Source organism: Sulfidibacter corallicola, assembly GCF_017498545.1.
Classification (GTDB): domain Bacteria; phylum Acidobacteriota; class Holophagae; order Acanthopleuribacterales; family Acanthopleuribacteraceae; genus Sulfidibacter; species Sulfidibacter corallicola.
In genome coordinates this window covers 11134645-11159513 of sequence record NZ_CP071793.1, presented here as the reverse complement: position 1 = coordinate 11159513, position 24869 = coordinate 11134645, and the positions used below count along the sequence as shown (strand labels likewise).

10 protein-coding genes are annotated in these 24869 nt (G+C 61.1%); 5 read left to right on the top strand and 5 right to left on the bottom strand.

All coding sequences use genetic code 11. The features are described 5' to 3' along the window. The first annotated feature begins 40 nt into the window (after window positions 1-40). Entirely contained in the window at window positions 41-1987 is a 1947-nt protein-coding gene (locus J3U87_RS33035) for an alkaline phosphatase family protein (RefSeq protein WP_237380146.1), read from the top strand. Window positions 1988-2214: 227 nt separating this feature from the next. Further along, complete coding sequence (locus tag J3U87_RS33030) at window positions 2215-5598, top strand: carboxypeptidase-like regulatory domain-containing protein (protein WP_237380145.1); 3384 nt, start codon at window positions 2215-2217, stop codon at window positions 5596-5598. A 216-nt stretch (window positions 5599-5814) separates the two neighbouring features. Here J3U87_RS33030 and J3U87_RS33025 read toward each other — a convergent pair whose 3' ends face one another. Then, window positions 5815-8670 carry a serine/threonine-protein kinase gene (locus J3U87_RS33025; protein ID WP_237380143.1) on the bottom strand — a complete coding sequence of 952 codons (2856 nt, stop codon included), beginning with the start codon at window positions 8668-8670 and terminating at the stop codon, window positions 5815-5817. Window positions 8671-9750: 1080 nt separating this feature from the next. Next, entirely contained in the window at window positions 9751-13344 is a 3594-nt protein-coding gene (locus J3U87_RS33020; protein ID WP_237380142.1) for a COG1361 family protein, read from the bottom strand. 355 nt (window positions 13345-13699) lie between these two features. Between J3U87_RS33020 and J3U87_RS33015 the strand changes: the two genes are divergently transcribed. After that, window positions 13700-14236 carry an ECF-type sigma factor gene (locus J3U87_RS33015; RefSeq protein WP_237380140.1) on the top strand — a complete coding sequence of 179 codons (537 nt, stop codon included), beginning with the start codon at window positions 13700-13702 and terminating at the stop codon, window positions 14234-14236. After that, a complete protein-coding gene (locus tag J3U87_RS33010; RefSeq protein ID WP_237380138.1) occupies window positions 14233-16863 on the top strand; it encodes a serine/threonine-protein kinase in 2631 nt (876 codons plus the stop codon). The genes J3U87_RS33015 and J3U87_RS33010 overlap by 4 nt, the downstream gene beginning before the upstream one ends. Before the next feature lie 127 nt (window positions 16864-16990). On the opposite strand, the gene J3U87_RS33005 is transcribed toward J3U87_RS33010, so the two are convergent. Beyond that, window positions 16991-18316: a hypothetical protein gene (locus J3U87_RS33005; protein WP_237380136.1), complete on the bottom strand. Its 1326-nt coding sequence runs from the start codon at window positions 18314-18316 to the stop codon at window positions 16991-16993. A gap of 1024 nt (window positions 18317-19340) precedes the next feature. On the opposite strand from J3U87_RS33005, the gene J3U87_RS33000 reads away from it, so the two are divergent. Further along, window positions 19341-20927, top strand: coding sequence for a Rieske (2Fe-2S) protein (locus tag J3U87_RS33000; protein WP_237380134.1), 1587 nt, complete (start codon window positions 19341-19343; stop codon window positions 20925-20927). Between the two features lie 121 nt (window positions 20928-21048). On the opposite strand, the gene J3U87_RS32995 is transcribed toward J3U87_RS33000, so the two are convergent. Further along, window positions 21049-22275: a PQQ-binding-like beta-propeller repeat protein gene (locus tag J3U87_RS32995; RefSeq protein WP_237380132.1), complete on the bottom strand. Its 1227-nt coding sequence runs from the start codon at window positions 22273-22275 to the stop codon at window positions 21049-21051. A 316-nt stretch (window positions 22276-22591) separates the two neighbouring features. Further along, complete coding sequence (locus tag J3U87_RS32990) at window positions 22592-24121, bottom strand: hypothetical protein (protein ID WP_237380130.1); 1530 nt, start codon at window positions 24119-24121, stop codon at window positions 22592-22594. Window positions 24122-24869: the final 748 nt, after the last annotated feature.

The following is a 24869-nucleotide window of genomic DNA, read 5'->3' as shown; positions in this document are numbered from 1 at the left end:
CACCAATTTTCAGAAAATCAACATTGTTCGTGGAGGAGCTATGTCGTCTGGTTGCGCGCGCGTCTTCGATCACGTCCTGATCATCATGTTCGAGAATCAGTACCGCAGTTATGTCATGGAAAACCACTACATGCGTCGGCTCGCCGCGCAGGGCATCGAGATGGCCAACTACTTCGGCTGCATGCATCCCTCCCAAACCAATTACATCGCCTCCGTGGCGGCCGAGCTGTGCAACATGACCAACGACGAGCCGCCGCCCTCCCTGCTCACCCAGCGAACCATCGTGGACCTGATCGAGGCCTCGCCCGAGGACCTGCAGTGGAAGGCCTATATGGACAGCTACAATCCGGGCAATACACCCTGGTCCCCGGAGCTGGTGCCGAAGGATCAGTATCCCTACGTCATCAAGCACGACCCGTTCACCTCTTTCGAAAACATCGTTCGCGACGAACGACGCTGGCAGCGGATCCAGACCGAGGCGGATTTCTGGTCCGACCTGCTCAACGGGACCTTTCCCAACTACGCCTGGTTCACGCCGAACATGTGGAACGACGGCCACTACCTGGACGGCACCCAGAAGTCTCCACCGGAACGGGCACCGCTACTCGTGGACCAGCTCGCGACCTGGTTGGAGGGTTTCTTCGCCAAGCTGCGGTTCCCCGGACCGGATTCACACCTTCCGCCCAACACGTTGGTGGTGGTGACCTTCGACGAAGCCGATTTCGAGGCCAAGTACGATGCCGGCAAGAAGTACACCTATGACGGACCGAACCAGATCTATACCGTCCTGCTGGGCGATCACCTGAAGCCCGGCAGGGTCGATCAGGGTTACAACCACTACAGCCTGATCAAGACCATCGAGCGCAATTTCCAGCTCGGCGACTTGGGCAAGAACGACACCCATGCCAACTGTTTTCGGTTCCTGTGGCGCGAGTCCTTCGAATGGAAAATTCCCCAAGCCACGCCGCTCTCGGCCCCGTCGGGACTTGCCGCGGCCAGTTTCGCGGAGACCCTTCAGGTCATCGAAAGCGGAGACCGGGGCGCGCTGACGACGCGCGTCTACGCCGGCGGAACCTGGCTGGAGGCCCGACCCCTCCCGTTTTCGGGGTTCGAACCCGTTGCCCGAGCCGCGGGAGACCGCCTCGTGCTGGTGGTCAAGGAGGAGAACGGCTCCCTGGCCTGGAGCCACTACGGTCTTCAGACCAATTGGTCCGACAAACAGGTGCTGGTCCCGCAATCGGTGTCCCGGTTCGCCCTCACCGGTTGGGACGGCGGCAACCTGATGCTGGCCTACGTGGATCCAAACGACCGCATCTACAGCCGGCGGTACGCCAAGGGCTGCTGGGAGGATCCGGTCGACGTGGGCTTCACCACGGACGGCGCGGTCGCGTTGGCCACCCTCGGCGCGACCCTGCTGCTCGTCTTTCAAAAGCCAGGAGGTTGCGGAGAGATGCAGGTGGTCTCCTACAACACGGCCGACTACAACGTGGTCACCTATCCCGAGGGGAGCCCGTACAGCGGCCCCTACGACAACACGGTCAAGGATGCCTGGGCCAAGAGCGCCTATCCCGTGGCGCATTTCGCGCATGGCCCCAACGCCACCACCCCGGGGGAGAACGAGCCACTGTTGCGCCCCTATCTGGGCAACGGCCCTCTGGCCGCGGCCACGCTGGACGGCGTCATCCATTTGGTGCACCCGGGACGTCACAACAGCCAACTGCTGACCGCGGCCTACAGCTTGAGCGGGATCATGACACCGGCGCTGCCCATTTCGTACCAGGCTACCGAAGAAACGACCACGAGCAACGGTTACGGCACCTTGGCCGAAGCCGGCTGGTCCAAGCAGGCGACGGTCGTCGGCGCCTATGCGGACGACCTTCTGGTGATGGCGACTCACGAAGACGTGATCTATACCTTCCACGGCGGTGGCGCGCGCGGCGCGGTTCAGCTCACCACGGGGCGGTACCGGCGAACCGAACACCCCTGAGCCGGGCGAGGGGAAGAAAGGGTGGGGCAAGCCGCCCTGCCTGTAGTCATCTATGATGCGAACGCTGCTCGCGCCCTACCTGCGCAGGGTCGGATGTTTTTGTTCTTTCTTGGGTGTCGAAAAAATCGGTGCATCTAAAAAAGAGGGCGCCCTGTTATAATTGGGCTCTTTCCTCCATTTCCAAAATCCAGCATGCCGACGCTTCGCCGGCGATGAGGAGTGATGCCGTGACCAAATGGATGGTCCTGTTTCTCTGTGGGTTCGCCCCGCTTTGGGCTGCTACCGTGACTGGAAGAGTCGCGGATAGCGACGGTCAACCGCTCGCCAACGTCTCTCTGGTGCTTTATGAAACCCAGTTCCTGTGCACCGCGGGATTCGCTTTCTCGAACGAAAGCGGCAACTACGAAATCGAGAACGTGCCAGACGGTAACTACTACCTGTTCTATGCCGGTGAGGAAGTGCTGAGCCGGTACGTCGGCAATACCGGTGATCGCGATCTGGCGACGGCCGCCGTGATCGCGGTTTCGGGAACGACGCAATTCAATGTCACGGCGCGGCGCGGCGCGAGTCTCAGCGGTCGGGTCTCGCTGGCAGGTGGCTCTTTTGCCAATGCGGGCCTGGTGGTGGTCGATCCCGTGACCCGTCTGCGCATCTTCAACCTGTTTTCTTCCAACGATGGCGACGGTTCCTCATTCGGGTCGGACGGCACCTATCGGGTCGCCAATCTGGAAGCCGGCTGTTACCTGATCGGACTGGCATACGACCCCAACGACTTGGACGACCAGAGTCCCAAAGCCTACTACCGCGACTCGCTGACGCCGCAGAATGCCACGCTGGTATCGCTTTCCGAAGGGCAGGCGCGCACCGGACTGGATTTCGGCCTCGATGTGGCCAACCTCGGCACACTCCAAGTGCAGATCAACGGCAGCCTGGCCGGGACCAGTCCCTTCCTTTCGATGGTCGATCAAGACGACAACTTTTTCGACAGTTCGGCCAGCGAGTCGGGCACGACCAACGTCCTGCTGCCGCCCGGAACCTACCGGCTGGCCGTGACTTTCGGCACCACCTATCTGAGTTCGGTCACCGATCGAACCTACACGATCACGGCCGGCGGGACGACCACGGCCACCATCACGCCGCAGACGGGCAACGTCATTCGCGGGACGATCACCGATCAGTCCAGTACCTTCGGCCTGACCGGGGAAGTGCAGTTGCTCGGTGGTGAAGGTTTCGGCGAGTTCGAGTCGATGTCGTTCACGCCGACCCCGGGGGGCAGCACGGCCTTCGAGTTCAGCGGCATCCCGGACGGCAGTTACGTCGTGCGGGTCACGCCTTCCGACAGCCTGCTCGTCTTCGGACTCGGCGCCTTTTCGCGTCAGTACTTCCCCGGGGCCGATTCGGCGGGCGCGGCTCAGGTCATCAACCTCAACGGCGGCCAGACGGTGTCCAACGTGGATTTCACCCTCGCGCCCGGGGGGACCTTGAGCGGCGCGCTGGTCTCCGGCGGACAGCCGATCGGCGGCACCCTGGTCCTGGTCACGGCCGTGGAAGACCAAACGGGTGAAATCTATCGCGGCAATTACAATGTCCTGACCGGATCGTATTCGGTGGCCGGGTTGCCGGCAGGGTCCTACCTCATTGCCGTCAATCCCGAAATCACGGAGGAGCAGTCCTACGACGCCGTCTCTGAAATCGTGCTCAACACCAGCCTGGCCGGATGTCAGAACCTGTCCACCTCGTATCACCCCAACAGCGCCACGGCCAGTGGGGCTACCCGCGTCCCGCTGAGCGCCGCCGGTTCGGTCTCCAATCTGAATATCGAGGTCCGCGGGGGTGGCGGCATCGCCGGGTCGATTCAGAGCGCCGCCTGTGACTGCCCCGTCCAAAATACCTTTGTCGCGGCATTCCAAGGCGAACGGTTGGTCTCGGCCACGGTCGGATTCGGCGGGCAGTTCCAAATCGGTGGCCTCGCCTTCGGAAGTTACACCCTCAAGGCCGCTTCCTTCCGTTTTCCTTTCGACTTCGATACCGATATCAACGAGTTGGAGCGCCTGACCTTTGTGGAGCTGTTCAACCAAGTCGCGGAAACCTATCCCAACACGGTCAATGTGACCACCGGCCAGTTTGCCACGGTGAACGATTGGTGTGCCGACTTCGAGGCGGTCGGCACCGATGGCGGTGACGGCGGTGACGGTGGGGACGGCGGCGATGGCGGTGACGGTGGGGACGACGCATTCCGATTGTTGTACTCTTGGATATCCAACAACGATCTGTTCGAAAGTGTCCTGATCGCCAATAACCCGGCCGACGAAGCGGTCGAGGTCAGCTTGAAGGCCTTGCGTTCGGACGGAACCACGCAAACCGTGACGCGGACCATTCCCGGACGCGGGTTCTTGCGTGAGTCGGCGGCCCAACTGTTTCCCGAGCTCGGTCCGGGTCCGGGGTATACGGTGCTGTTGCGCTCTCCCAGCGAGGACGTGCGCGGGCGATGGGTGACCAACAACCTGCAGAGCACCAGCGGTTCGGGCCAGAGTCCGTCTCAGGGCGTGGCGGTTTCGATTCCCCCCGACGGCCAGGCCGAAGACGAAACGATAGGACGCGAGCTCGTGTTCGGTTTCCTTCCCTCGACGGATGGCTTCATTTCCGCACCGGTTGTCGTCAACGTCGGTTCGGCGGCGACCGACATCACCTTGACCTTCTACGACGAAGCCGGGACCCAGATCGGCATGGAGGTGGTCGCCGGGGCGGCGCCCTTCTCGCCTGTGGCTCGGGTCGCCAGCGACGTGATCACCACGGTGCGCGACGCCTACATGATCGCCTCTTCGCCGGACCAGCCGTTGACGGGTGTCAACTTCGTCTTCAACGATGCACGCGAGTCGGCGATCGGCAATGCCAGAGCCGTGGATCTGGCCGGCGCGGACAGCGGCAGCCGCAACCTGCTCTATCCCTGGGTCTCCAACAACGTCGGCCTGTTCGAGAGCGTGGTCGTCGCATCCAACATCGGTGACCAGGCGGTGACCGTCAGTCTCACGGCGCGTCGAGAAAACGGAGAGACGCAAACGGTGCAGGAGACCATTCCCGCCAAGGGTTTCCTGAAGAAGGAAGCCGGCGCCCTGTTCGGCCAATTGGGAACCGGGCCGGGCTACTCGGTGGAACTGACGGCGTCCAGCAGCAAGGTGAACGGTCTTTGGGTGACCTTCAATACCGCGGTCGGCAAATCCCCCAGTCAGGGGGTGGCCGTGGACCTGGAAAACGAGACCTCGCTGAAGGGCGAAGAGATCCTGTTCGGGTTCCTGCCCGTCAGCAACGGGTTCATCTCCGCCCCGGTGGTCGTGAACCTCAACGACGTCTCGACCAACGTGATCCTCTACTTCTACGATCAGGCCGGGAACCTCCTGTTGCGCGACACCACGACGTTGCAGGGTCTGGCCACCAAACTTCCCTTCGCGCGCTCGGCCAACGATCTGCTGACCAGCAGCGATCAGGACGTCTACTTGGTGGCCCAGTCTGCCGATGGGGCGGATCTGACGGGCGTGGTATTCGTCTTCAACGGTGCCCAGGAACCGGCGATCGGCAACGTGACGGGGATCGAATTCGTCCCCGAACCTTGACTTCGATTCAGGTGGGTAGGGCCTTTTCTGTCCACGAAAAACACGAAAGGACACGAAAAGGCAATGCCCACCATGGCCTGCCCAGTGAGGCGATCGCTCATGGGAAGGCCTTGGAGATTCAATTTCTTGTTTCTCGGTAGGTTAAACCGGGAAGTCGGAGAAATGGTTCCGGGGTGGTTCAAGGTACTTTCGTGTGTATTCGTGCCTTTGGTGGGCTCAATGCTTGCGCCCACCACCGCCGCCGCCACCGCCGCGGGGACCGCCGCCCTTCGGAGCGCCGCCACCCAACTGGCCACCACCGAGCTGCCCACCGTTCTTTTGGGGGGTGTTGCCCATGGGATTGAAGTTCTTCTGGCGGTCCATGTTCTTCGAGGCATCGCCGGACTTGTTGCCCTTTCCGGGTTGGCCCTTGCCGTCTCGTGGCCCGCGATCGCCGCCACGCGATCCCTGGTCCCGGTTGTTGTTGGAGGCCTGGTTGCCACCGCCGCCACCGTTACCGCCGTTTCCGCCCTGGGCCTGGTTGTTGGGCTGAGGGGGCGGTGGGGCGCCACCGTCCGGACCTGGCGGGGGCGGTGCGCCGCCGCCCGGCGGGGGCTGGGTCGTCAGTTCCGCCGGTAACGGGACGCCGTTCGGATCGCCGAGAGCGGCCGCGTAATTGTTGATTCGGTTCAGGATCGCCTCGTCTTCACCGGCCAGCAATTGGTTGCGGATGTCCCGGGGCATGATTCGCTCGGAGGCGACATCCGCGGCGTTCTGGCAGCAGTACACTTGAATTTTCGAGAGGGCGCCGGCGACCTCGGCACTTTCGATGCCGTAGGCCGATGTCAGCACCTGAACACTCATCTGCTGCATTTCGACAGCTTTGTCGTTGTGACCCACTTCGAAGTGGAGGGCCGCCATGTTGGCCAAGGTCTCCGCGACCGAGGGGTCTTTGTCGCCCAGGATGCCGCGCTGCATGGTCAGCGACTGCTTGAACAGGTTCCAAGCCGTCTTGTACTGACCTTGGCGGCGGGAGAGCATCGCCATCTTGCTGAGAATGCCCGCGATTTTGATGTGGTTGTCGCCGAAAAGCTGGCGCCGCATGCTCAGCGCTTGGCCGTAGTACATTTCCGATTCCTGGAAGCGTCCCTGGAGGTAGCGCAGGTAGCCCATGTTGGAGAGGCTGGTGGCCGTTTCCTCGTCGTTCGGCGCTTCCACGCTTTGACGCAATTCCAAGCTCTTGAACAGCAGGGGGTCGGCCGCGTCATAACGACCGCGAGAGAGATAGACCACACCGGTCAGGTTCATCAGGCGCGCCTGGATCTGCTGAACCTCGGTGGTTTCCGCGCTGCCGATGGCCGAACTTTTGGCGAGAATCCGGTTCACCGAGACCGGTGACGTACCCGCTTCCTGGAACAGCGAATCCATGATCTTGACCATTTGGCGAGAAGAACCCAGTTCCTGTTCCGCCAGCAGCTTCTGGCGTTCCGCTTCCTTGCGGGCGGCCATCGCCTCTTCCATCGCTTGCTTGGCCCGTTCGCGTTCCTCGGCGGCCTTGCGACGCAGTTCCGCTTCGGCTTGGCGAGCCTCTTCGGCCGCGGCCTGTTCGGCTTCCGCCTCGGCGCGGGCCTTTTGTGCTTCCGCCCATGCCAACCGCGCTCGATCCCGTTCCTCTTTCAGCGCCTTGCGTTCTTCTTCGTGTTCTTGCTCGGCGAGCTCTTTTTCCTGCTCGGCACGTGCCTTTTCAGCCGAGGCCTCGCGGGCCTGTTGGCGTTCTCGCTCGGCCTTGGCCGCCAGCAGTCGCGCTTCCGCTTTGGCCTGCTCCGCCTCCTCGCGCTGTTGTTGTTCCGCCTGCTTCGTGGCGGCGAGTTCCCATTCTCGGTAGTTGACGTAGGTATAGAAGCCCACGAGCAACACGGCGAACACCGAGGCGGCGGTGATCCACCAGCGATGGCGCCGGGCGAATTTACCGGCGCGGTAGCTCCAGGCGGTGCCACGAGCCTTGACGGGGAAGCCGGCCAGGTAGCGTTGCAGGTCGTCGGACAGGACGTTCAGTGATTGGTAGCGGTGTTCGGGTTCCTTGCGCAGCGCCTTCAGGACGATGGAGTCCAAATCGCCGGCGAGCAGGCGTTCCCGCTGTTTCGTGTCCTCGCTCCAGGTGGTGGAATCGAAGCGGATCGTGCCTTTCTTTTCCAGCTCGCGAATTCTCACACTCGGTTTGACCGGATCGGTATAGCAGATTTTGCTTTGGATCTCGCCGATCGAGCGATTTTCGAAAGAATAAGGGGGCGCGTCGGTCAGTAACTCGTAAAGCAACACACCCAGCGCGTACAGATCGGTTTTCTCGTCGGGTGTTTGGCCCATGACCTGTTCCGGGCTGGCGTATTCGGGCGTCATGATGAAGTCGCCGGGCTGGGTGAGGCGCTCTTCGTGGGGCGTATCCAAGATCTTGGCGATGCCGAAGTCCAGGAGGATCGGTTCGCCATCGTCCGTGACCATGATGTTGCTGGGTTTCAGGTCGCGGTGGATTACGCCGTTGCGGTGGGTGAATTCCACCGCGCGGCATACTTTGATGAACAATTCCAGACGTTTGCGAATGGTGAGTCGCTGATTGCGGCAATAACTGTCGATCGGTTCGCCTTCCACGTACTCCATGACCAGGTAGGGCAGGCCCTCTTCGGTGGTGCCACCGTCGATCAGGGTCGCGATGTTGGCGTGCTGCAGATCGGCGAGGATGCGTCGCTCGTGGAGGAAGCGTTGAATGATTTTTTCCGAACCGCGTTCCTGGCGGATTAGTTTGACCGCCACCTTCATTTTGAAGCCTTCGTCGTCGCGAATCGCCAAATAGACGGTACCCATGCCGCCTCGACCCAGTTCGCGTTCGAGTCGATAGGGGCCGACCATCTTACCGCGATACCCTTCGGGGTCTTCGTCTGTGCGGCGAGGTCGTCTGGGTTCCGGTTCTTGGCCCGATGGGCTTTGGGGTGCAGTGCCTTTCAGGGTGGTCTCCGTATCGTCAGAGCCGGCTTGTTCGCCTTTCCGTTCACGCCAGTGTGGTTCTACCTTCAAGCCCAGGTCATCGAGGACCTTCATTCGGGCATTCGAGTATTTGATCGACTCGGCCATAGTTCACCTCGAGTGGCGCCGCCTGAGTGGCTGGATGCGGAACGCCGACTCCTGAACCCAATATCTCCGCCAAAATTGGAGAAAAAGTGGAGAAAGGGTGACGAGGTGAAAGGGAGTTCCATTTTCGAGAAGTAAAAGGAGAAAATGTGACGCGGATCACGGTTTGCCGAGCGAATAACTGTGTGCAAAAAAGGACCGAGGATATCGAAAGGGGCATGAGGCAAACGGATTCGAGTCATGAGCTGATGGAACCCTCCGGGACAGGACAGCTCCCATTATATAGGAAAAAACCCAACCGTCGGATTCCAATGATGAGAAGTCCAGTCATCGCAACGGGTTGAGGTGCAGTCGAAACGCACTTACCGTCTGTCGCTCCGGTCCCGGACTTCCCTTGTCGTCGTGGATCCACGGTGATATGGCGCGAGCTCCGGCCTTTCGAGCGTCGCTGGCGTCGATGGACCACCTGCTTTCGGCAGTGAACAAAACCAGAAAGGCCCACCGGTGGTGAACGCGGTGGGCCTCTGGGAACGTTGATGTCGAATGTGGCGGGTTACTGGACGCAATCCACCGTGAAAGAGATCCGGGCGTCGCCGTTCGATGTCAGCGCCCGATGCTCGTCACGGCTTTCTCCCGCGTAGCGCGTGAAGGCGATGCTGACCATGAAGTCGTCACTGCCTCAGCCGTCCGAGTCGTAGACTTCGATCACGATCTCGCTGCCTTCCGGTTTGGCGATGAACAGGCTGTTGGTTTCCTCGTCGTAACTGGTGACCTTGGCTCGGTCGCGCCCCATCCGCACCGGATAGGCGCGCCCAACCGAGACGTTGTCCCGTTTCCAAAGCCGCTCGTCCTAGTATCTGCGACCGTCCACACCATTGTTGGCTTTTGTTGAGAACGTTCTTTTTTAGGTTCCCACGGGATCGGTCGAGGCCCGGCGGGATGGATCTCCTGACGAGAAAGGGGCGGGTCCCCCCGAGCGACGGCGCACACGCGCGTGCCGTGCCCGGCGAAGATCCGCCCCGAGCCCTGGAGGAAGGACAGTCTATCGATTCAGGGACAAATCGGAGGCAGCTCGTCGGCCAAGGCGGTGTAGTCCAAGACATCCACGTTGCCGCTGCCGTCATGGTCCGCGAACACGAAGTTGGGTGCCCCCGTTCGCAGCCAATCCGACAGGGCGCCGCGGAAGTCGTCCATATCGATGCCCGAGTCGTCCGGCGGATCGCAGGCGATGGCGTCGCCACCGATTTGTACCAGGTGGTTGGACGCGGCCTTGAACCCGGTGCTGTCCTCCACGAAGAGGTTGATGTGCAGGATGGTGCCCGGTGTGACCGTCTCCAGCACGGTCGGGTCGAAGTCGAACTGTTGCGTTTCACCGCCCTGCAGTACGTCCAAGTCGTAGAAAACCCGTTCGGGAACCTCACAGGTGGTCGAGATGCAGTCGCCGCCGGTCTGGCTCTCGGCAATCGACGCGAGCTGCGGAGGGTATTCGATCCAAGCCAAGACCCCGCTGCGGTTGAAGGCGGTGGTGTTGGTGACCGAGAAGGACAGGCTCAGGAGGTCGCCCGGATCCACGCGATCCGGAACCGCGTCGAGGGTCAACTGGAGCGGCGCCACCTCGCCCACGCGGGTCACGGCACGCGCACGGACCTGGGAAAAGGGGTCGGTGGCTTCGCCGACACTGACGCTGGCTTCCAACAAGGTGCCGAGCGGCAGGTCCGGCGCCACCGCCACGGTCACCAGATGGGCACTTGTATCGCCTGGATCCAGGTCGCAACTCTGCCAAGTCACTTGGTTACAACCCATGGCGCCGTTCACCGCTTCCACCAGTTCGGTGCCATCCGGAAGATCGAATTCGATCGAGCCACCGGCCAACGGATCCGCGTTTTGGAAGCTGCCGAATCGGAGTTGATAGGTCAGCATGGTGCCGGCCTGCACCGGATCACCCATGCTCACCAGACCGATGTCCAGGGCTCGATCACTCTTGACCGCCACGTTGGCGCCGGTTCGGCGCAGGTCGCCGCTGGTGTCGCCCACTTCCGCATCCAGGGTCAGAACCGTGCCATCCAGGGTGCCGTCGGCGATTTGGGGCGGCAGCGAGAACACGACGCCTTCGCCGGCGGGTAGGGTGCCGATGTCGAACAGGGCCCGTTCCCGAGTCTCGCAACTGGTGCTGGCACAGTCGCCCGCGAAGTGATTTTCGGAGAGCGATGCCAGGTGGTCGGGCCAGGTCAGGCTGGCGACGAGGCCGCTACGATCGAAGGCGCCGGTATTGGTGACGGTCAGTAGGACGTCGGCGTATTCGTTGGGTGCCAGGGGATCCGGGCTGGCGGTCAAGCGTAGTTCCAAGGGCAGCACCGGTTCCACGCGCGTGAGGGTTTCGTGACGGAGTTGTGGCGGCACGGAATTGGGACCACTGAGCTCGGCTTGGGCCCAGAGTTGCGAGCCGAGGGTCACCTCGTCGTTCACTTCGACGGTCGCTCGAACCTCGGCCGAGTCGCCCGGGTTCATGGTGCCCGGGGTCCAGGTCACGCGGCCCTCGTTGAATCGGCCGCCGTGCGATGCGGAAACGAACTGGGTACCCTCGGGGATCGCGAGCGTCAGCGTGTTGCCGGCGACGCCATTTCCGCTGGAGAGCAGGCCGTAGGTCACCGTGTAAGTGATCCGATCGCCGGGGGCTGCCGGATCGCGATCGGCGACCAGGGCCATTTCGAGCGTGCGTCGTTGGTCCACCCGGAGCGAGGTGGCGCTTTCCCGTTGGACGCCCGTGCTGTCGACGAGTTCGGCTTCGAAGGTCGTGACGGTGCCGTTCAGGGCGGTGTCCACGATTCGCATGGGCACCGAGTAGGTGAAGCCTTTTCCTGCGGGCAGGGTTCCGACCGAAAAGGTGGCGCGCTCGCGGGTTTCGCAGGTCGTGCTGTGGCAATCGCCGTCGAACAGAGATTCCGATAGCGAGGCGATGTGGTCCGGCACTTCCAGGGTGACGGTGATCCCGGTTCGCTCGCGGTCGTCGTTGTTGGTCACGGTGATTTCCAGATCCATGGTTTCGCCGCGACGAATCGGGTCGGGACTGGCCACGATGCCCAGCGCCAGCGGGAAACGCTCTCGCACCCGCGAGGCCGTCTCGATGCGGACCTCGTTGTGATCGCCGTCCCCGTTGACCAATTCGGCGACCGCCATCAGGCTTTGCCCCGCCGGCGTGCCCTGATCGACCTGCACGAGGACATCCAATTGGCCGCTGCTGCCCAGGTTCAGGTTACCCAAATCGAAGCTGACCCTGTTTCCGTCCAGGGTCGCACCCTCGGGGGTCGACAACACCGAGACCTCCGGCGGCGGGTACAGCGTGAGGACCGTGTCCGGGGAACCGGCGCTGGTTTCCAGGATTCCGTAGGTCAGGGAATAGGTGAACACTTCGCCAGGCTGGACGGGGTCGCGATCCTCGACGAGCGCCAGTTCGAGCACCCTGTCGTTTTGGACGCGAATCGCCGCACCGGTCTCCATTTGAACCCCGTTGTTGGCGTGGAGCTCGACCTCGAACAGCGTCACGGAGCCATCGTCCGTGTCCGAGTCCACTCGGGCCGGAATCGAGAACTGGACCCCTTCACCCGCGGCCAATTCACCGATGGCGAAGATCGCCCGCTCGCGGGTCTCGCAGGTCGTGCTGTGGCAATCGCCGTCGAACAGGGACTCCGCCAGGGAGGCGAAGTGGGACGGAATCTCCAACACCAGGGAGACCCCGCTCACGGCGGTATCGCCGGTGTTGGTGGCGGTCAGTTCCAAATCCAGGGTTTCGCCCGGACGCACGGGATCGGGGCTCGCGGTTACGACCACCTGCAGTGGTGTCGCGGCCGCAACGCGGGTATCCGCGGTGTACGTGACGGCACCGCCGCCGCCGTCCTCCAGCGAGGCCCGCGCGGTCAGGATCGTGCCCAGTCCCTGGCCCTCGTCGATTTGAAGCCTCACCAGGCGTTCGCCGCTCTGGCCCGGGTTAAGGTTCCCCAACTGCCAGGTCACGTGACCCACCGTCTGTTGCCCGCCGTCCGCCGAGAGCACCTGGGTGCCCTCCGGAATCTCGAAATCCAGGACGACCCCGGCGGCCCCGAGGCTCGTGTCCACGAGGCCGTAGGTCAGGGTGTAGTCGATGGTCCCGCCCGGAGCCACCGGGTCCCGGTTTTCGGTCAGGGCCAATTCGAGGAATCGGTCAGCCACGTTCAGGGTCGCCGTGGCGGTCGCCTGAACGGTTTCGTCGTCCAGGACTTCGGCTTCCAAGGTGATCTGGGTGCCGTCGGCACTGTCCGCCGCACGCATCGGCACAGAGAAGGTGATGCCCTCACCCGCCGGCAAAGAGCTGATTTGAAACGACATTTGCTCACCTGGTTCGCAAGTGGTGCTGGGGCAGTCGCCGTCGATCAAGCTTTCCGAGATGGATTCGAGCCCCTGCGGATGATCGAACACGAGCGTGAGATCCTGACGGTCGAACGCACCGCCGTTCACCACGGTGAACTCCAAGTCCAGCATTTCCCCGACCCGTGCCGGGCTGGGTGAAACCGAAATGGCCAAATCCACCTGGGCGAGCAGGCCGAACGAGCCGAAGCCGACCCATACACATATAATGAAGATCAGATTTCTAGTGAATACGCGTGTCATGAACATAGCCTCCCGGGCTCTTCGAAGATGGGAATGGGCGGCGTCGGGCGTGTGAGACCGCGTCCGGACGCCGCCTGCGAGCGCAGCCGAATCCTTTGCGCTTACCCTCCTCTGCGGAAAAGCGGGTTCTGTCACGTCAAGAAAATCCCATTTCTTCACGGCGCCGGTCGGGCCGATACCGCGACCGATCGACGTCTCGGACTTTTTTCAGCATCCGATCTTGTGGAAATATTGCATTTGCAGTCGCTTTCGCCTCGCTGATGCGGGGTGGTCGCTTCGTGCTATGATGCGCTCAATCCCCTCATGACGCCCTACATCACCGTTAGGATCAGGTCCGCAATATCGGGAACAGCACATGACCGGCGAAGCCACTCCAGATCTCGATCACCTTTTCAGCATGACCTACGAGCACCTTCGGCGCCTGGCCGCCAACGTCAAAAAGGGGGACGCCGGCCAGACCCTCAACCCCACGGCCCTGGTGAACGAGGTCTATGCCCGCTTGGCCGGTACGTTGGAGAAATCGCCTGAGTCGGTGCTGCACTTCAAGCGCATGGCTGCGCGCGCGATGCGCCAGATCTTGGTGGATGCGGCCCGTCACCGCTCGGCCCAGAAGCGGGGTGGCGACCAGCCGATTCTGAGTTTCAGCGATCGGGAGAGCGGCGGATGGGATCGCTCTTTCGCCGGCGCCGACGACCTGCTGGCGCTGGACCAGGCGCTCGTTCGCCTGAACAGTTTGGATCCCCAGCAAGGCAAGGTGGTCGAGTTTCATTTCTTCGGCGGGTTTACCATTGCCGAGACCGCCGACATGCTGGGGACGTCGCGCTCCACGGTGGACCGCCAATGGCGTGCCGCGCGGGCCTGGCTGACCTTTCAACTGGGACAGGGGCCATGAACGAGAAGGGCACGCTGGATGCGGCGGCCTGGGCGCGGATTCAATCGCTGTTCCACGAAGCCCTATCGCTTCCGGAAGACGAGCGTGCCGCGTTTCTGGAGCGTCTGACCGAGGAGGCCCCCCTGGTACTCGCCAATTTGCGCGGCATGTTGGCGGTCGATGCCGGCGAGGCGTCGGTCATGGATCGCGGCCTTGCCGCAGCCGCCGGTTCGGTACTCGAGGGCACGGCGCCGCGCATCGCACAATTCGGGCCCTATCGCACCGAATCGATATTGGGTCGGGGCGGCATGGGCGTCGTCTATCGGGCGGTGCGCCGCGATCCCGATGCCCGCGTGGCCATCAAGGTCCTGCGGGACCCCTTTCTCTCGCCGGCTCGCCAAGAGCGGTTTCAGCGGGAGCAACAAATCCTGACCCGTCTGAATCATCCCGCGATCGCGCGGCTCTACGAAGCCAACACCCTGGAGGACGGCACGCCGTATTTCGTGATGGAATTGGTCGAGGGCACGACCCTCGTCGATCACTGCCGCGCGACCGGGGCCGATCTGTACGAGCGTCTCGACCTGTTCCGCCAAGTGTGCCGCGGCGTGCTGGAAGCCCATCGCCACGCGGTGATCCATCGCGACCTGAAGCCCTCCAACATCATGGTGACGCGTGAGGAGGCCTCGGGAACCGCGCGGATCAAGCTGCTCGATTTCGGGATCGCCAAGGAGTTGCGCGATCCCACCACCGACGTGACCCAAACCGAGGCCGAACTGCGCTTGATGACACCGGCCTACGCGTCGCCCGAACAGATTCGCGGAGAGCAGATCGGCGTGGCCACCGATGTCTACTCGCTGGGCGTCATTCTCTACGAATTGTTGACGGGTCGGATGCCGTTCGATCTGTCCCGGCTCTCGCCCGGCCAGGCCGAGGCCTGCCTGCTGACGGCCGAACCCGAAAAGCCTTCGATTCGGGCGCTGCGAGGCGAGGAAGGTGGATTGAAGCCGGTCCTGGTGCCTGGGAACCAGGATTGGCAGGACCTGGACGCGATCTGCCTGACGGCGATGCATCGGGACCTGAAGCGCCGTTACGCCTCGGTCGAGGTGTTGCTCCAGGATTTGGATCGGTTTTTCCAGCACGAGCCGCTGATGGCGCGGCCCGATTCGACGTCCTACCGGCTCGGGAAATTTTTGAAGCGGCACACCCGCGACGTGGTGGCCGTCGCGCTGGTCGCGATTGTCCTGGCCGGCTTGACCGCTTTCTACACCTGGCGGCTTCGTCTCGCCCGCGATGCCGCATTGGCAGAGGCGCACAAATCCGCACGCATCCACCGCTTCATGCTGGATCTTTTCGAGGATGGCGAAGGCGCCGGACCGGAGCGCAGCCTGACCGTCGCCGAACTGATGGATCGGAGCGTGGCCAAGGCCGATGCCTTCGATGCCGATCCCGAGATTCAATCGTCGCTCTACCAGACTCTGGGCGAGATCTACCGGTCCCTGGGAAAGCTCGAACAGGCCGAACAACTGATCGCGCGCACGCTTGCGATGCGCAAGGCCCGATTGGGTGTGGATCATCCCGATACCGCCTCCAGCTTGACCAGTCTGGGACTGTTGCGGCAGGCCCAGGACAAACCGGGCGAGGCCGAAGACCTGACCCGTCAGGCTCTGGAGGTTTTGCGTCGTCATTTTTCCAAGGATCACCCGCGCGTGGCCGAGGGCATGTCCGCACTGGGGTTCGTGCTCGCCGACGCGCGCAAGTTCGAAGAGGCGATTGGGTTGTTGGAAGGCGCGGTGGCCGTTTTGGCGCGCAAGGGGGAGAGGCCGGTGTATGCGCTGGCACTCGAACGATTGGCCAACGCTCGGGCGCTCAACGGGGAGTACGCCCTGTCCGAAGCCATCAACGAACGGCTGCTGGCACTCAACGAGTCGTTGTTCACCACGAAGCACCCCAATTACGCCGATACCCTGATCAACCAAGCTTGGAACCATCGCATGCAGGGGCATTTCGACAAGGCCGAACGGCTCTATCGGCAAGCCCTCGAAATCAACCTTCACTACCACGGCGACCAGCATCTGGTCACCGCTTCCAACCGGGCACTGCTCGGCGGGGTCCTGGAACACCTTAAAAAATATGACGAGGCCACGCTACATCTGGGGAAGGCGCTGGCCATCCGCAAGCGGCTACTGGGCCCCCATCACTCGCGCGTCGCGGTGACGCTCAACGGCCTGGCCAATGTGGCGCTCAACCGCGGTGATTACGCCACCGCCGAGGCCATGTACAAGGAGACCCTGGTCGTGTATCGCGGAGCCGAACGGCCCCGACCCGATTGGATCGGCACCGGCCTGTCGAACCTCGGCTCGCTGTACTACCGCCAGGGCAAGTACGGGCTGGCGGAGCGACATGCCCGCGAAGCCCTGGCCTCCTACGCGAAAGTGCTGCCACCGGATCACTTGGAAATCGCCATCGTGCGCACCAAGTTGGGGGTGTTTCTGATGCACCAGGCCTGTTACGTCGAAGCTCGGCGCGAGCTGATCCATGCTTACGAAACCCTTGCGGGGAAACCGGATCCCAACGCGTTCTGGCTCGCATTTGCCGGTTCTTCGCTCGACGATGTCCTTGCGGTGCTCGAGGTGGCCGAGTCCCAATGAGGTGCGACCCCGAGGATCGCGGCCCGGTCGGTCGCGACCGATGCCGAGATCTCGGGATGCATCCGGGGTTCGACTCTCGACGGAATAGCTCACTTGCTTCGCGACGAAACCTCGTGAGAAACGTGGGTTAGCGCACCAGCGACGGCGATGCGCCGTAGGCCTTGGCTTCGTCCTTCGAGGCAAAGGGGGGCCGAGCGGGGTCGTAACTTTTCTTCGGGGCGTAGTCGCTGATCGCCACCTTGCCGCCCGACAAATTGCGGCCCAGGAGCCGATTGACCTCGTTCATCCAGGTCTTCTCGACCTTGACCTTGCTGGCATCCACCGTTTTCACCTCGCCCAGGGAAAGGGGAATGCCCGGTGCGATCGAGACGTTGTCTTCGGCTTCGTCCACCGCCGGGACATCCTCGATGGCGTCCACCGGAATCGGCTGTTTGCGGCCGCCCGCGGAGACGATCATGGCGACGGCTTCGGGCTCGCTTTGGCCGTGCAGCATGCCGTTGCCCACGAAATTGTTGTTGTTGATGGTCAGTGCCGGCATTTGCAGGTTGAGCGCCAGGATGGCGCCGCCGAAGTTGGCGTAGAACAGGTTGTTCGTGATCTTGATTTCCTGTGCGGCGCTCTTGTTGCCGATCTCCAGTGCGGCGGGGTTGCCGGTATTGGGATCGGGATTGTAGGCCCAATTCAACAGGAACGAACAGTGATCCACTTCCACCAGCGCGGGCTTGTTGCGAAAGTGAGCCGATTCCAACTTCAAGGGAATCACGCAGTTCAGGAATATAGAGTTGTGGAAGCGGACGACGGCCTTGGGGCTCGCGGCTCGGATCAAGGGTTCCATCACGCGATGGGCCGCGTTGAGGAACACACTGTTGCGAAACTCGAGATGATCGGTCTCGAAGTAGTTGAACTTGATGAAGACATGGGTGGAAGAGGTGCCCTTCAAGAGGCTGTTGGTTTTTGCGTCGTAACGGTTGGAGGCGGTCGTGTCCCAGACCAGGCCGTCCACGACGAGGCCCTTCAGCTTGGAGTTGCGGGCAAAGGTCCAGAGTGGTGCGCTGCGGTCGGCGATCGTCTCGATGGTGGACGGCGTTCCAAACGGATCGCGTTTCGCGAACTGCGCGTCGTAGCCGCCGATCAGCGTGAGCGTCCCGGCGGGGTTGTTGAACTGGGGCAGTTGGTAGGCCCCCGAGCCCAAATCCCCTTTGAACGCGCCCGCGGCCACCTTGAGCGTCACCTGGTTTTTGCCGCCGTTCAGGTCCGCGGCGGCCTTGGCCAACCCTTTGGTCAGACTTTTCACCCATTTGGCGCCTGCGGTTGCGGCGGCGGCCTTGCCGGCCTCCTTGTCCCCGCCGACAAAATAAACCTTCTCACCGGCGAAACCGGCGAGGCCGGTACAGGCCAGGCAGACCATCCAACACAGGGTTTTCCCAACGAACGATGCAAGGAGAAAACGCACGACACCCTCCTCGATGCTTCTTGATTTGAGTTGTACAGGTACGATGCCTCTATCCTACACCCGGGTCCGTGGGTTGGGGGAGGGATTTTTTTTACCACAGAGTCGCCGCCCAGGCCGGGGGCCGGATTGTCGGACCACCGGGTTTCAAGTGGGTAACTAATCGAAGCGAATCGTTTGGGAGTTCCCGCATTTGTGAGAGGGGCGTCGTCGCGGTAGGTTGGCCCGCCGGGCCGACTTTTGACCAATGCTCCAAATCGGGATTTCTGCCCTATGTTCGAGCTTTACAGGTTTTGTCACATAAGAGGCCACGAAGAACACGGAGTCGGTCATTTTTGAGGCTGGCCGCTCATCCTTTGTTTTTTTGTTTTGGTTAGAGGGAGGGATTTTTTTTACCACAGAGGCCACGAAGAACACGGAGTTGATAACTTACTAAAGTTGATCGCTTGTTCTCTGCTGTTTTACTACACGTAAATTGGTTTTCGGAGAATGAGTTTATGAATATACGGACCCTTTGTAATTTATTATTCTTGAAAGTGGTTGAGTTATTTTTTGTTGAATGTGTGTTGGGTGTGAAGTTTTGCAGTGGTGAACTTGTTTTTTGGTTTGGTGAAAATGTATGCTTCTGTAATAATGGAGTCGAATTTGACTGATGATTTTTTTAGATTTGTAAAATATGTATTGGTGAATGATTTTTTTATGTTTTTGGTAGGTGATTTTTCTATTAGATTAGTAAAAATGTTATAAGTGTGTGGTTTCAACTTGAGATGTATTGTGTGGAACTATATAGCTTTAGGGTTGTGAAAAACAGTGTGCTCTCCGTGAACTCTGCGACCTCTGTGGTAAAAAACAAAACCCCCCTAAACCGTTCGCCATAGATGTACTCCACTCCTCCACAGGTAGCTTTAGGATTGTGAAAAACAGTGTGCTCTCCGTGAACTCTGCGACCTCTGTGGTAAAAAAAACTAAAAACCACCCCAAGCCGACCGCCGTTGGGTGTAGGTTCAAAGTAAAAACGGGGGTCACCATGGACTGGATTCGCGCGATAGAACACGATCGGCTTTCGGCGGGGAAACCCAAGGTCATCCGCCACGGCCCCTTGCAAATTGCCGTGCTCCGCTTGGGAGAGCGCGTCTTCGCCTTCGCCAATCGCTGTCCCCACGAGGGCTATCCGCTGGCCGACGGCCATGCCGATGAAAACTGCGTGCTCACCTGTCACTGGCACAATTGGAAGTTCAACCTGCACGACGGGAACAATCTCTACGACGGGGACAACCTGAGGACCTTCCCGACCAAAACGGAATCGGACTGGATCTGGATCGACGTCGCTCCCCGACCCAAAGACGAGGTTCAGGCCGAACTGCTCGGGAACCTCGAGGGTGCCTTCCGCGATCGCGATTTCGGGCGCATGACCCGTCTCCTCGCACGCTTTCACTTCGAAGAACTGGGTTTGGACGAACCGATTCGCGCGGCCATCGGGTGGAGTTGGGATCGGTTCGAATACGGTATGACGCATGCCCTGGGCGCCATTCCTTCCTGGCTGGAACTCGCGGATCAGGCCGGTGAGGACACGGATCGCAAGATCGCCTATGTCAGCGAAATCATCGACCATCTCGCCGACGACAGCCTGCGCCAACCCGCCTTCACCTACACGGAAGAACGCGTGCCCTGGAACGAAACGGACTTTTGCCGAGCCGTGGGTCGCGAGGACGAGAACGCGGCGGTGGCCACCCTCAACGAGGCACTCGATCGCGGTCTCGGCTGGTCGGCCTTGATGCCGGTGTTCGCACGAGCCGCCCTGTCCCATTACATGGGGTTCGGACACGCCCTGATCTACACCCATGCGGTCGGCGGTATCGTCGAGCGCCTCGGCGAATCGGTGCTGCCCCATGTGGCGCGGCCGCTCGCGCGCTACCTGTGTTTTGCCGTGCGCGAGGATCGGGTGCCCGATTTTCGTCGCTACGCTCATTATTTGGAACTGGTTCCGCCTTCGGTCGCGAAAGCCTCGCCCGACGCGTTGGTCATGCCCTTCGCCCTACGCACCAACCCGGCCATGTCCTGGACGGTCGAGTCCCTGGCCGAGCACCCGCCCGAGGCGGTATTCCGTGCGTTGGTTCATCAGGCCGCCAACAACATGTTGGCCTTCGATACCCAGCTCCATTTCTCGTGGCGGGTGCCCGTTCGTCAAAATGTGTCGTGGCTCGACTTCACCCACTCATTGACCTTTGCCGAAGCCCTGGTGGCCCACGCTCGGCGGCAGCCCGAACTGTGGCCCGCCGGCCTGCTTCAGCTCGCGTGTTTCGTCGGTCGCAACCAGGCGTTCCTCGCGGATACCGAGACACCGCCCGCCGTGGATTCCGTGGATGCGGAACAAGCGTGGCAAGCCTGCAGTACCGAGCTGGCCGACCACGGGCTGGGCCTGCCGATCCTTTCCTGCCACCTCGGCAAGACCGCGGTGGCTTGCCGACGCATGGCGCCGCTGTTGGGAGAGGACACCCAACGGCGTCTGTTCGCGGCGCTGCGCCGCTTCTTCGAGGCGCCGATCAAACAGAAACACGTGCGGCGCACCGTTCACCAGGCCTTGGACCTGGTGGGGCGGGATTACCGTGACTGAACATCCGCCGAACCGCGCCGGAAAGACCGGGCGTGACCCGGTTCTTCCGGCGATTTCAACTGTGGGGACTATCGGTCGTGGCACCCGTTCGGCGGGTGCGTTCAGGCGATGATTCGCGGGGTCAGGGGAACTGCCACAAGACCAGATGGTCCCGATCCTTGACGAGGACCTTGTCCTTGAAAAACACGGGCTGGGCCCAGATCGGTGAATCCGCCAGCTTGTAGTCTTTCAAGGGCGTGTAGTTGTCGCCGACGGCCTTGAACAGATGCAACCGAGCATGAGTCGTCACGCCGGCGATTTGGGGCCCGAAGGATACCAGGGCCGCGTTCATGCCCATGCGGCCGTCACTCAACCACTGGGTCTCGCCCGTTCGGGCGTCCATCGCGAAAAATTGACCCTTGCTCTTGTGGGACAGGCCGTACAGGGTTCCATCGATCAATACCGGCGTACTCATGTACATCACCACGTCCTTGTTTCGCCACTTGACGTTCACCTGCCAGGCGCCGTCGTGCGGCCGAACCTGCAATGCCGTGGTCTCGCGTTCCACACCGGAAACGATCACCGTGTCGCCGAAGACCACGGGAGAGACGATGTTCTCGCGCCAGTTCGACTGGAACGCGTGTTGCCAAAGCAACGCGCCCGTCTTCGGGTTCAGGCCCGCAACCTGGTTTTGCGTCAGCGTGACCAATTGAGGCGTTCCGTGCAGTTTCGCGAGGATCGGGGAGGCGTAGCCCGGAATGTCGCCGCGCCACTGCCATACCTGTTTACCGGTTTTGCCGTGGTAGGCGGTCAGGAGACCTTGCGTCTCGTTGCCGACGTGTACGATGATCAGGTCCTCGAACGCGATCGGCGATACCGAGTTCCCGCAAAAGTAGTGACGTTGGTCGTTGAGCACGCCGTCAAAGGCCTTGTGCCACAGAATGTTACCGGTCTTTGCCTCGAAGCAGAACACCTGGCCGGTGATGCCCACCGTGTAGAGTCGGCCCTGCTGCCAAAGGGGCGTGGAAAAGGGGCCTTTGCCGAATTTCAAGGCGTAGCTGTTCTCCTTGAAGTCGATCTCGTAGGCATGGGACCAGACTTCTTTGCCCGTGGTCAAATCCACGCAGAGCACGCGCTCCTTCTCGCCGCTCGAGGTGATTAGAAAGGCACGATCGCCCGCCGTCACCGGTGATCCGTAGCCCTGGCCCACCGGAACGGACCACTGTTTTCGCAGCGCCTCGGGCCATTTCGTCGGGACCTGGAACCCCGGGGCCGTTCCGTCGCGTGCGGGACCGCGCCATTGCGGCCAATCGGCCGTGCCCGCCATCAGGGCAGACGAACACCAGATCATCCAAACCAGCATGCGCATGTGTTTCCTCCCAAATGCTCGTCTCCAAAAAAACCCCTCCCAACGTCGTGGTGGGCCTGGCGGGATGAGCACGAAATGGTATTTCGAGCGTCGGGAAACGGAACGATTCGAGCCCGCCTGTCTCGTGGACTTCCAGCTCTGAAGAGGAAACTTCACGGGAATTGCGGGCGAGGGACATCTTGCGAAAACCGTCCGCACCAGCTCTTTTATTCAATGCCTAATAGTGTAGATTCTCACAGGATATTCGGTCGAGGTCACCCGTGAGTTGCAGAAAGATTCGTTGGTTCCCTTTCCGACTTGTATCGAAATGGCGGTCTCATTGCGGTGGCGGGACAAAATCGAGGGCCTCGGCATTGCCGATGGACGGTTCCCCGTCCTGATTGAAGATGAAGCTCACGCCCGTCAAGGGCTGGCTCTCGCTGTGGGCGATCATGGCGATGTTTTCGGACCGGTTGGGGACCAGGTCTTGCGAGATGGCGGCAAAAGGTCTGAACGGCTCCAGGCCGCGAATCGTCTGGTCGTCAGTCGTGATCAGCTCACCGTTTTTGGCATAGAAATACAGCGTCACGTCGGTGGGTGCGTCACCCACGTTGACCACGACCGATCCGGCGAAGAAGTCGGGCTGCAGCGGGAGGAAGCCGAATTGAAGGCTCTGTCCCACTCGGGCGTTGGGTGGCAGCGGCTTGGTGATCAGGTTGGGGATTTGGACGGCAACACCTTGGGATGGAGAGCTTTGGGAAGGTGTTCGCAGGTTGTTGGTCACCCACCGTCCCAAGAGGCCAGGAGTGGAACTGGTCGTCAGTACCGAGTATCCCGAGCCGCCGCTCAGCTCGGGGAACAAATCGTTGGCCGCTTCTTCCAGAAACCCGTTCGGGGGAATGGTGCGGGTCACGGTTTGGGTTTGCCCATCGCCGCGATTCGCTTCCAGAGTCACATCGGCCTCGATGCAATTGTTGTTGTTCAAGGTGATCACGCTGTTGAAGCTGTCGTTGTCCGAAACCCAAGGGTACAGCAAACCATCGGTGTCGGCGCTGGTGAGGAAGTAATCCGTGCCGAAAGATGTCTCTTGAAGTTCGTTTCGATAGGATTTCACCACGCCGGTGACCGTATCGGTGACGTTGAGGCTGTAGATGGCGCCGGTGAACGAGGTGAAACTCAACCAGAAATGACCATTGATGGGTCGCCCGTCGGTAATGGTCACGTAGACGTTGAAATCGGACTGGTCCAGGAACCAGAAGGCACCGGACTTTTCCTTGGCCACACCCACGGTTCCCTTGCCCGACCGATTGTCGGGGATCTCGAAGTCGATGTCGACGGTGAAGCGGCCCTCGTGCAAGGTCAGCGTTTCCTCCTTGCGGACCCACCGCTCGATTGTGCTTGGGTCATCGGCCTGCTTTGCGGGGCAGGTGGAAAAAGCGTTGGTATCCTGAATCGGCGCAAATGGTTTGCCGAGAGGATTCGTGTACTCTTTGGCTTCGCCGCTTTGGGTGTCGGTCACCGTGAGCGTGAAGGCGACGTTCGTCAGGCCACCGGCAAAGACCCAGAAATTGTCGTTGAACTGGCAGCCGTCGAAGACGCGGACCACCGCCTCGATTTTTTCGGGATCGTCGAAAAAGAAGTAGCCCGTTTCGTCGAACCCGGTTTCATCGCGCAGGGAGACGCCTTGCGCCTGGCGTGGCTCTTCGTTCCGGGAACCCTGCCATTCGAGGCGCGCTTCGAAGCGGCCGTCGCGCAGGATCAGGCAGGTGTCGTCCTCGCTCTGGAGCTGGGCGGCGACATCCGCGGAAGGGGTCGTTTCGGTGGGACCGAGCCAAAAGAAAACGAAACCGAAAAGTACAGCGATCATGAAGAACCTCCGCGAAGTGGCCGGTGGGCGCGCCGCGATCGGTCGCAGCGCGTGCCGAGCCTGGCAATCGGTGGTGGTTGGCTTTTGAAGAAAGCGGATCGGAAGTGTTGGTATGCTGTTCGGCAGATTGAACCAGCGAGGTTAGCATCTGGCTCGAAACGGGCGGAGCTTCTGTCCACGAAAGCTGCGGACAAGCAGGGGAGCGACCGACGCTGTCCACTAAAACCACGAAAAAACACGAAAAGGAAACTTCCAGCATGGCCTGCCCAGTGATCGGATCGCCATCATCGATGGGTTCCCGGAACGCATTCTGGTGTTTATCAGTCTGTTGGCTCCCAGAATAAGAACATTGCCTGAAAGGTCGAATGGTTTGGTTCCTGTGGGGCGCGCGTCGCATGCGGTATTTGAAAAATTGTCCACGAATCACACGGACCCACACGAATGCGCATACAGTCATTCCATTCGAGGCCCATTACGTCATTCCCGGAACCGAACACAAACCCACATGACTCAAAATGACAAAGTATTCATAAGTAATTGATATTTTTTATCTTAAATTCGATACCCTCTCGAGGCACCTGTCGTGCGCCATGCATGGTTCCTGTCCATTCGTGTCAATCCGGGTGATTCGTGGACAAACAGAAAATGTCGATCGCGAGCCACCGCGGGGAGGAACCGATCCCGTTGGGTCTTCTCTTTGCCGTGTCTTTTCGTTGTTCTAGAGAAGGTCTACGAAAAACACGACAGG